Below are 13864 nucleotides of genomic sequence, written 5' to 3' on the forward strand. Positions count from 1 at the left end.
CGTGCACAATAATATTTAGGATTCATGGATAGCTTAATAGCCATCGCGGCCGCCATACTTTATGTTTTGGCGATTGCGACCATCATACCCGGACTCTCACAACAGTCAGGAATCAAAGCAAAAACAGTGTTTGCTAGTGCTGCCTGTGCGCTTGTTTTTCATGCGTGGATTTTGAGTGATCTGATTTTTGATGGTTCAGGTCAAAACCTGAGTATTCTCAACGTGGCTTCTTTGATCAGTTTTATTATTTCTCTGGTCATGAGCCTTGCTATGTTGAAAAACCGACTGTGGTTTTTATTGCCTGTCGTTTATAGCTTTGCTGCCATCAATTTATCTGCTGCCACATTTTTGCCAAGCACGTTTATAAAGCACCTAGAGAATGACCCTAAGCTACTCATTCATATTTCATTTGCGCTCTTCTCATACGCGACTTTAACTATCGGGGCACTCTATGCGCTTCAGTTGGCTTGGCTGGATCACAAACTGAAAGCAAAAAAATCTTTGGCGATTAACCCAAACCTGCCGCCTCTATTAATGGTGGAGCGTCAACTCTTCAAAATTATTTTGATCGGTAACTTATTGTTAACTGCCACGCTCATTACTGGCTTTGTCTTTGTGCAGGATATGTTTGCCCAAGGTAAGGCACATAAGGGCATTCTTTCTTTCATCGCTTGGGTGGTGTACTCAATACTGCTTTGGGGTCACTATCAAAAAGGCTGGCGTGGTAGAAAAGTCACATGGTTCGCTGTTGCAGGAGCAACACTGTTGACTCTGGCATATTTTGGCAGTCGCTTTGTAAAAGAAATCATCTTGAATTAAGGAGCTCTAGGGCTCCTATCCTTTATATTTTAGGCTAGATAAAATACAGTACGCCTTAACTCTTTGACTTAACGGACTTACTCAACCGTTATATAACCCAATACTTACAAGGAACAGCAACGTTTTGGACGACATCTCTACGGGTATCTTGTTTGCGCTACTCGCGTGTCTTATCGTCATATCAGGTTACTTTTCCGGTTCAGAAACAGGGATGATGTCTCTGAATCGTTATCGCTTAAAACACTTAGCCAAAAACGGGCATAAGGGTGCTAAGCGAGTCGAAAGACTATTAGACCGTCCAGATCGTTTGATTGGTCTTATTCTTATCGGCAACAACCTCGTTAATATTCTCGCGTCTGCTATCGCGACCATTATTGGTATGCGTTTGTATGGTGATTTAGGTGTCGCTATCGCAACCGGTGCACTAACTATGGTTGTATTGGTTTTTGCCGAGGTTACCCCTAAAACAATTGCAGCGCTTTACCCTGAACGTGTGTCCTACGCGAGCAGTATATTATTGACCATACTGATGAAGTTACTGTCGCCTTTAGTGATGCTTGTTAACTTTATTACGAATGGCTTTATCCGCTTACTTGGCGTAAGAGCGGATCACTCAGCAGAAGATCATCTTAGCTCCGATGAGCTGCGTACGGTGGTAAATGAAGCTGGCGGTTTGATCCCTCGCCGACACCAAGACATGCTAGTGTCTATTTTGGATCTTGAGCACGTCACCGTGAACGACATTATGGTCCCACGCAATGAAATTACCGGTATTGATATTAACGACGACTGGAAATCCATTGTTCGCCAGCTAACACACTCACCACATGGACGCATAGTTTTCTATCGTGACCAAATTGATGAAGTGGTTGGCATGCTGCGCTTGCGTGAAGCTTATCGTCTGATGTTGGAAAAGAACGAATTCAACAAAGAAACGCTATTACGTGCTGCTGATGAGGTCTATTACATCCCAGAAGGCACACCACTGAACGTGCAAATGTTGAAATTCCAACGCAACAAGCAACGTATCGGTCTGATCGTGGATGAGTACGGTGATATCATCGGTCTAATCACTCTTGAAGATATTCTGGAAGAGATCATTGGTGAGTTCACGACGTCAATTTCTCCAAGCCTCTCTGATGAAATCAGTCCTCAAGGTGACGGAAGCTTTCTTATTGAAGGCAGCACCAATATTCGAGATATTAACAAAGGCCTGAAATGGGATTTACCAACGGATGGCCCAAGAACGTTAAACGGTCTTATTTTGGAGCACCTGGAAGATATTCCAGAGAGCCATTTAAGCGTGAGAGTAGCGGGTCACCCAATGGAACTTGTTGAGATTGAAGAGAACCGAATCAAGCTCGTTCGTGTTTATCCGAAGAAGAAAAAATCGACATCCAAATAACCAAAAGAAAAGCCTGACTCATGTCAGGCTTTTTTACTTATTGGGGCAATATGCTTCTCTTAATGAGCACCTAGTCGATGCGCAACTCTTTTAACATCGACTCAGGCAAAGCAAGTTCATCATTTTTGTTCACCGAAACACCAGCATCCAAAATGTTCTTTGCGATCTGTTGTGCTTCTTTTAAAGAGTGCATTGCTGCCGTGCCGCATTGGTATTCGTTAAGTTCAGGGATCTTATTCTGACTTTCTACCTTCAGCACATCTTCCATTGCTGCAATCCAAGCATCTGCGACTTGCTGCTCTGATGGTGTGCCAATCAGGCTCATGTAAAAACCTGTGCGGCAACCCATAGGCGAAATATCGATGATCTCAACAGAATCATCGTTTAGGTGATTACGCATAAAGCCTGCATAAAGGTGCTCTAGGGTGTGAATACCTTTTTCAGAAAGAATGTCTTTGTTTGGCGCAGTAAAGCGTAAGTCGAAAACAGTAATCGTATCCCCTTTTGGGGTCTGCATGGTTTTCGCCACTCGTACAGCGGGTGCATTCATACGAGTGTGGTCCACGGTAAAACTATCGAGTAAAGGCATTACATCTCTCCTGATTGTAACTCCAGTACCTTTCGGTAATGGATAAATGTCATTCATCCCTACAGCACATGAACTGACTGTGGGCTAAAAGAACCAGCTGCTGTTGTCTTCTAATTCCTGACGACATTGCTTCAGCTGCCAGCCATAAGTTTTCGCTGTTTGTTCAACACGTCGAGCGACTTTGATTAAACTAGGCTTTCGATTATAAGTACCTCGCTTATACCCACCTCGCCCTTCATGATAAGCCAGATACTGGTTATAGGGATCCCATAATGAAATCCCTAGCTGACGCCGTGTTTCATGAGTATACCAACCGACAAACATCATAGAATCATCGAAGTTGGTACGAGAGCCACCCTGACCTGTGGCATCTTGGAAGTCTTCCCAAGCAGGGTCTTGAGCTTGAGCGTAACCATACGCACTGCTGACTCGTCCCCAAGGAATAAACCCTAGCAAATAATCTTTAGGTGGTTTTGCATCGTGCCGAAAGCTGCTTTCTTGTTTAATGATGGCCATAGCGACATGAATAGGGGTCCCCCATTCATCTTCCATATCTTTGGCATCATCGTACCAACCGGATTTCTCTCGGAATATCTCGCATAAGTTATTCTGCTGCTTTGGCGGTGCCGTAGCACAACCTGCAAGTAACACGCTTCCAAGTACCGCTACTACTGACGACTTAATGTTCAACCGCACCAATCCTTAGTTAGTCATTACTGCTTCAGGTAAGCAAAGTAATCTTCCAAAAAATCATCAAAAGAAAGCGTGTCACTCTGCTCTGCTTGCTTTTGTTTTTCCACGGACGACGCTACTTCCGTTTCCATCGTATCTTGTGAGTAGTACTGATAACCGTGAGCTAGGTTTTCATCACGGTACTTCATACCAAGAGTACAACCAACTTTACCTAGCCCACCCAGCTCTTTCGTTAGCTCTAATAGTTGACCAGAGATCGTTAGTTCTGGGTTATCAATCCATGTCTCGAGTTGATTACACACATCTTGGTATGCACTGCCACCAGCGGTCATATCCATTTGCTGTGCTATTTGACGTAACTCGACGAAAACTCGGTGTGCCCAATCTTGTAGAGATAGACGCTCACCTTGGCAACCAATTTGCAGCATTAGACCTTTTTCACGGCCTGAAACAATGACTTTATTCCAGTTATCGCGCCAACACTCTAATTCACAGTTATCCATAGGGTCTGAGTCTGACAAGGCCGCCCAGGTAAGGAAGAGATCCAAGAATCGTACTTGCTCTTCATTTAAGCCCACTGCGCTGAATGGGTTAACATCTAGAGAACGAACTTCAATGTATTCGACACCACCGCGTCGTAACGCATCTGAAGGCTTCTCACCACTTTTCGATACACGTTTTGGACGAATCGGAGCGTACAGTTCATTCTCAATTTGTAAGATATTGGAATTAAGCTGGCGGTATTCACCATCCACTTTTACCCCAATTTTCGCAAACTCTTCTGATGGGTGGCGAATCGCATCACTCAAACCATCGAGGTATTGGTCAATGCTGTTAAAACCAATTTTCAGCACACTTTGAGCACTATTGGTATAGCCAAGATCGCTCAAACGCAAAGACGTCGACTTCGGCAAATATAATGTCCCGCCAATCTTCTCGAATGGCAGATCGGTTTCACGACCTTGAATAAAAGAGCCACATAACGCTGGTGATGCACCAAAGAAGTAGGGAATCATCCAGCCAAAGCGGTAGTAATTACGGATCAACGCAAAGTACGCGCCAGACTTAGCATCTAGGCGGGCTTGTTCATCTTGCTCGCCATAGAGCGCATCCCAAAATGTTTCAGGAAACGAGAAGTTAAAATGGACACCTGAAATAATTTGCATCAGGCTGCCATAGCGACGCTTTAGGCCTTCTCGGTACAGCGTTTTCATTTTCGCTGCATTCGAAGAGCCATACTGGGCTAACTGAATATCATCCTCTGAGCCTACGTAGCAAGGCATTGATAGTGGCCACATTTTCTCTTCACCCATTTTGGTTTGAGTGAAATGATGGATATCTTTCAGCTGTGCCATCAGTTCTGGAATTTCATGTGACACAGGCGTAATGAACTCTAACAATGATTCCGAAAAATCCGTTGTGATCCATTGATTTGTGAACGCAGAGCCTAACCCTTCAGGATGAGGAGTTGTAGCTAGATGTCCATCCTGACGATAGCGCAAAGTTTCTCGCTCAACACCGCGTCCAAACTGCTTAAATACTTCGGGGTTTGATGCAACTTTTTTTAGTCGCGCAGCAAAATCAGTCAAAATGAGGTTCGCTTATATTGGGAGCAGGACACTTGTTACATAACACAAGTGTAAGCTAAGTTATTGATAGTTAATGCATCTAGATAAATAACCCACGAAAAGTTGCTTATCTAGATGAATAGCGGAGAAACGTTTCTCCGCTATTAAATGTGTACTCTATCGAATGATTTCAAGCTCTTCTACGTCTTTCCCCAACTTTTCTAATTGAGGACGCAACGATTTAGCATCACCAACGACGATAATTTGATAGTCATTTGGATCAAACCATTTCTGAGCCAGCGCATTCAACGTCTGCTTATCGACTTTTTCTACGATAGCGTTTCTTTGCTGCAAGTAATCATGATCGAGGTTGTACTTAAGAATATCACTGATGAGCTCCGCTTTTTGTGTTGGCGTTTCATATTTCAGTGCATCTTTTTGACCGACCGCTTGACGCATAAATTTCATCTCTTCATCAGTAATACCTGACTGCGAGTATTCATTTAGCTCATTTTCCATCTCAATGATCGAAGCAACCGTTGCATCCGCTCGTACTTGCGCGGTGAAAACCACCGAGCCTGTTTCTGGATTACCAGAGAAGTAGCCGTAAGCACCGTATGTGTAACCCTTGTCTTCACGTAGATTTTGGTTAATGCGGCTATTGAAGTTCCCAGCTAAGTTGAAGTTTGCCAGTTGGCTTAGGTAAAAATCGCCCGTTGCGTCGTAAGGCATACCTTGACGAACCATCATGACCACACTTTGCGGCGCTCCTGGTTTATCAACAAGATGGATCTTTTGCTCACCTAATGCAGCAATGCTTTGCGGTGCATACAATGGCGCAGCTTCATCTTGCCAGTTTTTCCAGAACGTCAGTTGCTGCTCAATTTCCTGTTTATTGATGTCACCAACAACGACGATTTGCGCACTTTGTGGCGTGTAATGCTTCGAGTAGAATTCACGGACATCATCCAACGTTAATGCACTGACACCTGCTTGCGTGCCGTCTTTTGGTCGAGCAAAAACCGAATCCCCATAGAGCACCTGGCGACTCGCTTGTGACGCCATCCAACTTGGATTTTGGTGCTCATATACCAGGCCTTCTAGCGCTTGCATTTTTACACGCTCGAAATCATCTTGATTAAATGCAGGAGACAGCAACATCTCTTCGACAATTTTTAACGTCGGTTCTAAGTTCTTTTCTAGAGCAGAAACACTGATGTTTGTTGTATAACCTGTGGCATTAACAGAGATAACACTACCCAGTTTATCAAGTTCAGCTTGAATCTCTTCGACACTGCGTTTCGTTGTGCCTTCTTGCAACATCGCAGCGGTCAATTGGGCAAGACCTTCTTTACCCTTTTCAACAAAACGTGTCCCTGCAGGTAGACTAAATTGCATCATCACCGTCGGCGTTTCATCGCTAACTGCACCAAGCAGCTCTGAGCCATTCTTGAAATGTAACTCGTACAGCTCTGGCATCGTCGCTTTCACTGGTTCTCCTACTGGCGGTTGCACTGAGCGATCGAAGTTATCGGTCGCACGACGATACGCCAATTGGTCATCGGAAATCTTCTCATATTCTGGCAGCGTACGCTTTGGTGTCACAAAGGTCGCAGGTTTTACGACAAGGTCTGTTTTTCCTTTTGGGACCACGCTTAGGGTCACTTTGTTCTTACCTTGGATAAAGTCCGTATACGCTTTTTCTACCGAAGTCGGCGTAACTGCACGGATTTGTTCAAGCTGTTGCTCAAGACGATCAGGATCGCCGAAAAATGTCTCGTTGGAAGCCAACTGAGTCACTTTACCTTTAACGCTTTCTAGCGCAAAAATAGCATCCGCTTCCGCTTTACCCTTCAACTGCTCAAGGCGATCTTCTGTCACGCCTTTTTCCGCAAACTGATTCAGTGATTGTAAAAGCTCGTCGTACAGTTTTGATAGGTCGCCTTTGTCTCCAGAATCGCCCATTGCGTAAACGTAAAAGTTACACGCCAGTTCAGCACAGTCATGGAATGAACCAGCATCGACCGCTTTTTGAGTCTTCACTAGGTCTTGATAGAGCACGCTGTTGGTACCGCCCCCCAATACTTCTGATAACGTGTCGAGAGACGCTTGGCTTTCTTCGCCGTTGTAGGTTGTTGGCCACGCGATCATCACCATAGGTTGTTGAATACGATCTTCTAGCGTGATGTATTTGTCTTCTTGCAGTTTTGCAGGTTGTTTCGGCGCATTTTCAACCTCAGGACCACGAGGAATCGAACCGAAGTACTTATTTACCCACTCTAGAGTTTGTTCAACGTCTAAGTCACCACCGATCGTGATAGTCGCATTGTTTGGGCCATACCAACGCAAGAAAAACGCTTTGAGGTCGTTCACATCCACACGATCAAGATCTTCAACATAACCAATGGTTTGCCACGAATACGGATGACCTTCAGGATATAGCGCTTCGGACATGCGCTCCCAAATTAAGCCATAAGGACGATTATCGTAACGCTGGGCTCGCTCATTTTTTACAGTCGAACGCTGAATTTCAAATTTGCGTTGAGAAACCGCATCCAGCAAAAAGCCCATACGGTCAGACTCTAACCACAGCATTTTCTCGAGCTGGTTAGCAGGGACAGTTTCAAAGTAGTTAGTACGATCGCGGTTTGTTGTACCATTTAACGTGCCGCCAGCCTCTGTGATGATCCTGAAGTGCTCTTGGTCACCAACGTTCTCTGAACCTTGGAACATCATGTGCTCAAAAAAATGCGCAAAACCAGACTTACCCACTTCTTCACGAGCTGAACCAACATGGTAAGTCACATCCACATGGACCAATGGGTCAGAATCTTCAGGAGCTAAGATCACCGTTAAACCATTATCGAGTTTATACTTTTGGTATGGAATCTTAACTTTACCTTCTTCAGCTTTCGATGACTCAACGAAAGTTACCCCTTTCGGCAGTGATGAAACTGGCGTATTTGATGCGCAGCCCGTGATCACCAACAGTGAGCACGCGCCAACCCAAAACATCTTCATGTACTTTCCTTAAAATAATCCGAGATAGATGGCCGCAAGCAAGCTATACCTAGCAGCCTTTCCTAAAAATATTAAAATCACGCAAGGCAGAAGCTTCATTCTCAGCCACCCTGCGGCTAAACACAGCGGGTCTCCAATTACAGGTAACCAGCTAAAAAATAATCCCCAATAGCCATACTTAGAGAGCCACTTTAATGCGGTATGACCGTGCTTTTCCTCTTGTGCTTTGTTGGGAATCCACAAGCCAAGCCAATAATTTGTTAAGCCACCAAGCGTATTACCGATAGTAGCGACCATAACAATTGAAGAAACGGAGTATTGATTTAATGAGAGAGTGGCAACTAAGCCCGCCTCAGAACCACCAGGCAACAACGTGGCACTGAGAAAACCGGTCATGAAAAGCACCCATAATGCTGAATCTGAAAACCAAAGCGCTAAACTTTCAAAACTCGTGTTAAATGCTTCTAGCATGTCATATCAAGCAACACCTTGCCTCTGGTTCTTCCTGATTCGACCTGCTGGTGAGCACCAATGACATCACTCATAGGATAAACCTGTTGAATTTCAGTCTTCAGTAAGCCAACGCCGACCATGTACAACAAGGTATCTAACTGCGCAGGGTCTGGTTCAACCAACATGCCACTAGCCTCAAAGCCTAGGAGTTTGGCTTTTTCACAAATCAGCTCAGCAGTTATGGTTGGAACGGTGATGACTCTCGCATTGTCTTTCAGGCATTTAAGCGCATCTAACGCAGCATCTCCGCCTACTAAATCAATCAAAACATCAACATCTTCAACACGTTCTGACACTGGTGCAAATTGATAGTTCACTGCATGAGCACCGAGCGTCGCAAGGTAATCTAAATTTCGTTCACTGCAGGTTGTAAAGACTTCCGCTTTCGTCGCGATCGCAATTTGTACCGCGAGGTGTCCAACACCACCGGCACCAGCGAGGATAAGTACGCGATCGTTTTCCGTCACATTAGCCTTACTGAGAGCTTGTGCCGCAGTTTGTCCCGCCAACGGTAATGCAGCAGCTGCCTCTAAAGTGACAGAGCTAGGAACATGACTTAACTCAGTTTCTGGAACACATATGTATTGACTGTATCCACCGCCTCGAACTGGGAAACCAATAAATCCAGCCACCTCATCACCTTGATTAAAACGTGATGCCCCCTCTCCACAAGACATCACTTTTCCTGAGATGTCGTAACCTGGCACCCAAGGTAAATTATCCTTATTCTGCGCTGCCGCCCAACCGAGCCCAGCTCGAGTTTTGACATCAATAGGATTTACGCCTGAAAAAGCGACTTTTACTAAGACTTCACCAGGCTGTGGTGATGGTGTAGAAGCATGCTGAATCGCGAGTACGTTGGCATCACCAAACTCAGTGATAACGATCTGTTTGTGTTCCATAAACCATTCCCTGCAAGAAAACAAAAAGGGATGCGAAAGCATCCCTTTGACTATAAACCATTTTGTTAACCTAAGTTAATCGTGATTTTGTAAATTGGTTGATCATTCCATTTTCAATAATGTCTAACCAACAAGTGCTAACAATATACCAGCCGCAACGGCTGAACCCAGCACACCAGCAACGTTTGGTCCCATCGCATGCATTAACAAAAAGTTTTGCGGGTTAGCTTGTAAACCAACTTTGTTTACGACTCGCGCGGCCATTGGTACCGCAGAAACGCCAGCCGCACCAATAAGTGGGTTGATGTCTTCTTTCGAGAACTTGTTAAGCAGTTTCGCCATCAGGACGCCCGCACCAGTACCGATACTAAATGCAACTGCGCCTAACCCCAAGATACCTAACGTTTCTAGGTTCAAGAACTGCTCAGCTTGCAGCTTAGAACCAACACCAAGACCTAAAAAGATAGTCACTATGTTGATCAATTCATTTTGAGCAGTTTTCGATAAACGATCGACCACACCAGCTTCACGCATCAAGTTACCCAAACAGAACATACCAACCAATGGCGTAGCTGAAGGCAAGAACAGAATCGTCATCAGTAATACAGCAAGCGGGAAGATGACTTTCTCCCATTTACCAACATGACGAAGCTGAGCCATCTTGATTTGACGCTCTTCCTTGGTTGTCAGTGCTTTCATGATTGGTGGCTGGATGATCGGCACCAATGCCATATAGCTGTATGCCGCGACTGCAATCGCACCTAACAGATCTGGAGAGAGCTTACTCGCCAAGAAAATCGCTGTTGGCCCATCAGCACCACCGATGATCGCGATAGACGATGCATCCGCCATGGAGAACTCCATGCCAGGTACATAGTTGAGCAAAATAGCGCCAAACAGTGTTGCAAAAATACCAAACTGCGCAGCCGCACCTAACCACAACGTTTTTGGGTTTGCGATCAAAGCACCAAAGTCAGTCATCGCGCCCACACCCATGAAGATCAATAGCGGGAACACACCCGATTCAATCCCAATGTAGTAAACGTAGTAGAGCAAGCCACCAGGCTCAGTAAAGCCAGCATTTGGAATATTCGCCAAAATAGCACCGAAACCAATCGGCAATAACAGTAAAGGTTCAAATCCTTTTTTAATTGCCAAAAACAGCAAGGTACAACCAACCAGCATCATACAGATTTGGCCGAACTCGAAGTTAGCGATCCCTGTTTCTGCCCAAAGGGTTAACAATCCGTCCATGATACTCCCTTACGCCAGGCTCAACAGAGGCGCACCTACTGTGACAGCATCGCCTTCTTTAACGTTCAGCTCTTGAACCACACCACCACGCGCCGCTCGTACTTCAGTTTCCATTTTCATCGCTTCAAGGATGAGCAATACATCGCCTTCAGCTACCTCAGCACCAGGTTGAACATTCACTTTGAAGATGTTACCTGCAAGAGGAGCAGGCACCGCTTCAGCTGAAGCATTAGAAGGTGTGCTAGGTGTAGCCGATTTTGCCGGTGCATTAGAAGGAGCAACAGATGTCAGTTCACCTTGAGGGCCAACTTCCACCTCATACACCTGCCCGTCAACACGTACACTATAAGTTTCTACACCACCAGTTGCTGGTTGAGCTGCAGGTACAGCAGGCTTCGCAGCTTCTAGCGTTGGTGCAGGCTCAAATGCTTCTGGGTTTTCACGATTCTTAAGGAATTTAAGCCCAACTTGAGGGAAAAGTGCATAAGTGAGTACGTCATCAACACGCTCACTTGCTAGCTTAATGCCTTCTGATTTCGCTTTCTCCATCAGATCAACCGTAAGCGTCTCCATTTCAGGCTCAAGTAAATCGGCAGGACGACAGGTAATTGGCTCTTTACCATCAAGCACTTTCGCTTGCAGTTCTGCATTTAACTCGGCTGGTGCTTGACCGTACTCACCTTTCAATAGACCTGCGGTTTCCTTGGTAATACTCTTATAGCGCTCGCCAGTAAGCACGTTAATCACCGCTTGAGTACCGACGATCTGTGAAGTTGGAGTCACCAATGGAATGAAACCAAGATCTTCACGTACACGAGGGATCTCTTCTAATACTTCATCAATGCGATCCGCAGCGCCCTGCTCTTTCAACTGGCCTTCCATATTGGTCAGCATACCACCAGGCACTTGAGCAATCAGGATGCGTGAATCGACTCCTTTTAACTGGCCTTCCCACTTCGCATACTTCTTACGTACCTCACGGAAATATGCGGCGATAGGTTCCAGTTGCTCGAGTTTCAAATTGGTATCTCGCTCGGTACCTTCTAGCATAGCGACTACCGTTTCAGTCGGTGTATGGCCGTAGGTACAACTCATTGAAGAAATCGCAGTATCGAGAATATCAATACCGGCTTCTACTGCTTTTACCGCCGTTGCTGTAGACAGCCCCGTTGTTGCATGACAATGAAGTGCCAATGGCACATCACAAGACGCTTTGATACGCGTGATAAGCTCTTCCGCTTCATAAGGCTTAAGTAAGCCAGACATATCTTTAATACACAGCGAGTGACAACCTAAATCCTCTAGGCGTTTTGCCAAGTCAACCCAAGTGTCTGCGTTATGCACTGGGCTCGTTGTGTAAGACAACGTACCTTGAGCATGCGCACCAACATCAACCGTTGCTTTAACGGCTTTCTGGAAGTTTCGCACGTCATTCATTGCATCAAAAATACGGAATACATCCATGCCGTTAGCATGCGCGCGTTCCACAAACTTCTCTACTACGTCGTCGGCATAATGGCGGTATCCTAAAAGGTTTTGACCACGCAGTAGCATTTGCATTGGTGTATTAGGCATCGCTTTTTTTAGTTCACGTAAACGCTCCCAAGGGTCTTCCCCTAAGAATCGAATACAAGAATCAAATGTTGCACCACCCCAAGTCTCTAGAGACCAGTAACCAACCTTATCCAACTCAGCTGCGATAGGCAGCATATCCTCAATACGCATACGCGTAGCAAATAGTGATTGATGGGCATCACGAAGGACCACATCAGTAATAGCTAGTGGTTTAGACATGCTCTTAAACTCCTTTTTAATCCTAGTTCGGCTACTTCGCGAATGAGGCGCGATGTTTATGAATCGCAGCCGAGATCGCCGCCACTACTTGTGGACTAACAGCTGAAGAGGTTGATTGAATATTAGTGTTTGTTTTTGGTGCTGCGATCGGCTCTGGTACTTCTTCTGGTACCAATTTCGACATTAACCGAACGAGATAAACAAGAATAGTGAGGAAAATAAATACGACCGCCATCCCCGTTAGCATCAGGGTGGCCGCATCTACTAGCAGGCTTCCTATATTAGTCATGTTGCTTCCTTTCTTTGTCATCCTGACAACGTGCAGGACTTTAATAGTGTCAAATCCCGACCCATGGATTATCTCGATTGGTTAAATTTTGTCAATTTTGTTTAAGGAAGGTTTGTAGTAATCCTGATAAATGATTATTTATTCACTACCCAGATCACAGTTCATGACAAAATAATCACTTCAAATCGCTATCACCTTACGAACAGAGTAAAGGAGGACATAAATAAAAACTGCGATTTAGATTTCAAAATCAAATCGGGACTCACGAAGTAAAAACCAACAAAAACAAAAAGATGAACAAAATTAACAATCAATAAACAAATAACAAACAAAGTGACTACATGAGAGTAATTGAAATGAAAAATGGAAGTCAGTGTATAGGAGGGATAATCAGGATGATTTCACACGATGCGACAGAAGCTTGATAGCAAATTGCTTAGATACGCACATATTCGCTTTTAAAAAAGAGGAACATAGGCTCTAGTGATCCTACGCCATATTCCAGATGTCTAGATACAAAAAAGCCTCGCAATTGCGAGGCTTTTTCAATAAGTGGCGCGTCCTGGAGGATTCGAACCTCCGACCGCCTGGTTCGTAGCCAGGTACTCTATCCAGCTGAGCTAAGGACGCGCAGTTTTCGATATCGACTTTCGTCAACATCAGGGCATTACCCTTTAATAAGTGGCGCGTCCTGGAGGATTCGAACCTCCGACCGCCTGGTTCGTAGCCAGGTACTCTATCCAGCTGAGCTAAGGACGCGCAGTTTTCGATATCGACTTTCGTCAACATCAGGGCATTACCCTTTAATAAGTGGCGCGTCCTGGAGGATTCGAACCTCCGACCGCCTGGTTCGTAGCCAGGTACTCTATCCAGCTGAGCTAAGGACGCGCAGTTTTCGATATCGACTTTCGTCAACATCAGGGCATTACCCTTTAATAAGTGGCGCGTCCTGGAGGATTCGAACCTCCGACCGCCTGGTTCGTAGCCAGGTACTCTATCCAGCTGAGCTAAGGACGC

General features: G+C 45.2%; 11 protein-coding genes and 4 tRNA genes. 2 read left to right on the plus strand and 13 right to left on the minus strand.

The window, feature by feature from the left end; translation table 11 throughout:
* Positions 1 to 24 precede the first annotated feature (24 nt).
* Both MTF70_RS02945 and MTF70_RS02950 read left to right on the plus strand, forming a co-directional pair.
* Entirely contained in the window at positions 25 to 819 is a 795-nt protein-coding gene (locus MTF70_RS02945; protein ID WP_005379950.1) for an inner membrane protein YpjD, read from the plus strand.
* Between the two features lie 124 nt (positions 820 to 943).
* Positions 944 to 2224: a CNNM domain-containing protein gene (locus tag MTF70_RS02950; protein WP_005379948.1), complete on the plus strand. Its 1281-nt coding sequence runs from the start codon at positions 944 to 946 to the stop codon at positions 2222 to 2224.
* A 70-nt stretch (positions 2225 to 2294) separates the two neighbouring features.
* Here the strand turns inward: MTF70_RS02950 and luxS are convergent, their stop codons facing one another.
* From luxS to MTF70_RS03015, 13 genes are all read right to left on the minus strand, one after another.
* On the minus strand, positions 2295 to 2813 hold the full coding sequence (gene luxS / locus MTF70_RS02955) for an S-ribosylhomocysteine lyase (protein ID WP_005379945.1): 519 nt from the start codon (positions 2811 to 2813) through the stop codon (positions 2295 to 2297).
* 84 nt (positions 2814 to 2897) lie between these two features.
* The gene (locus MTF70_RS02960; RefSeq protein ID WP_005379943.1) at positions 2898 to 3503 is read right to left on the minus strand and encodes a hypothetical protein; all 606 of its coding nucleotides are present in this window, start codon (positions 3501 to 3503) and stop codon (positions 2898 to 2900) included.
* Between the two features lie 23 nt (positions 3504 to 3526).
* Positions 3527 to 5095: a glutamate--cysteine ligase gene (gshA, locus tag MTF70_RS02965; protein WP_205461133.1), complete on the minus strand. Its 1569-nt coding sequence runs from the start codon at positions 5093 to 5095 to the stop codon at positions 3527 to 3529.
* 156 nt (positions 5096 to 5251) lie between these two features.
* Positions 5252 to 8095 carry a pitrilysin family protein gene (locus MTF70_RS02970; RefSeq protein ID WP_017820389.1) on the minus strand — a complete coding sequence of 948 codons (2844 nt, stop codon included), beginning with the start codon at positions 8093 to 8095 and terminating at the stop codon, positions 5252 to 5254.
* Positions 8096 to 8104: 9 nt separating this feature from the next.
* Positions 8105 to 8566, minus strand: a complete 462-nt coding sequence (locus MTF70_RS02975) for a YqaA family protein (protein WP_054865636.1) — start codon at positions 8564 to 8566, stop codon at positions 8105 to 8107.
* Positions 8560 to 9510: an NADP-dependent oxidoreductase gene (locus MTF70_RS02980; RefSeq protein ID WP_042521320.1), complete on the minus strand. Its 951-nt coding sequence runs from the start codon at positions 9508 to 9510 to the stop codon at positions 8560 to 8562. Before MTF70_RS02980 ends, MTF70_RS02975 begins: the two co-directional genes overlap by 7 nt.
* 123 nt (positions 9511 to 9633) lie before the next feature.
* The gene (locus MTF70_RS02985) at positions 9634 to 10764 is read right to left on the minus strand and encodes a sodium ion-translocating decarboxylase subunit beta (protein WP_005379935.1); all 1131 of its coding nucleotides are present in this window, start codon (positions 10762 to 10764) and stop codon (positions 9634 to 9636) included.
* 9 nt (positions 10765 to 10773) lie between these two features.
* Positions 10774 to 12558 (minus strand): sodium-extruding oxaloacetate decarboxylase subunit alpha, encoded by a 1785-nt coding sequence (oadA, locus tag MTF70_RS02990; RefSeq protein WP_042521318.1) that lies wholly within the window; start codon positions 12556 to 12558, stop codon positions 10774 to 10776.
* A 31-nt stretch (positions 12559 to 12589) separates the two neighbouring features.
* Positions 12590 to 12847, minus strand: a complete 258-nt coding sequence (locus MTF70_RS02995) for an oxaloacetate decarboxylase subunit gamma (RefSeq protein ID WP_005379932.1) — start codon at positions 12845 to 12847, stop codon at positions 12590 to 12592.
* Positions 12848 to 13400: 553 nt separating this feature from the next.
* Positions 13401 to 13477 (minus strand) — tRNA-Arg (locus MTF70_RS03000).
* A 52-nt stretch (positions 13478 to 13529) separates the two neighbouring features.
* Positions 13530 to 13606: transfer RNA gene (locus MTF70_RS03005), tRNA-Arg, on the minus strand.
* A 52-nt stretch (positions 13607 to 13658) separates the two neighbouring features.
* Positions 13659 to 13735 (minus strand) — tRNA-Arg (locus MTF70_RS03010).
* Between the two features lie 52 nt (positions 13736 to 13787).
* A tRNA-Arg gene (locus MTF70_RS03015) sits at positions 13788 to 13864 on the minus strand.

This window comes from Vibrio sp. 2CM40D (genome assembly GCF_023161825.1).
Lineage (GTDB): Bacteria > Pseudomonadota > Gammaproteobacteria > Enterobacterales > Vibrionaceae > Vibrio > Vibrio alginolyticus.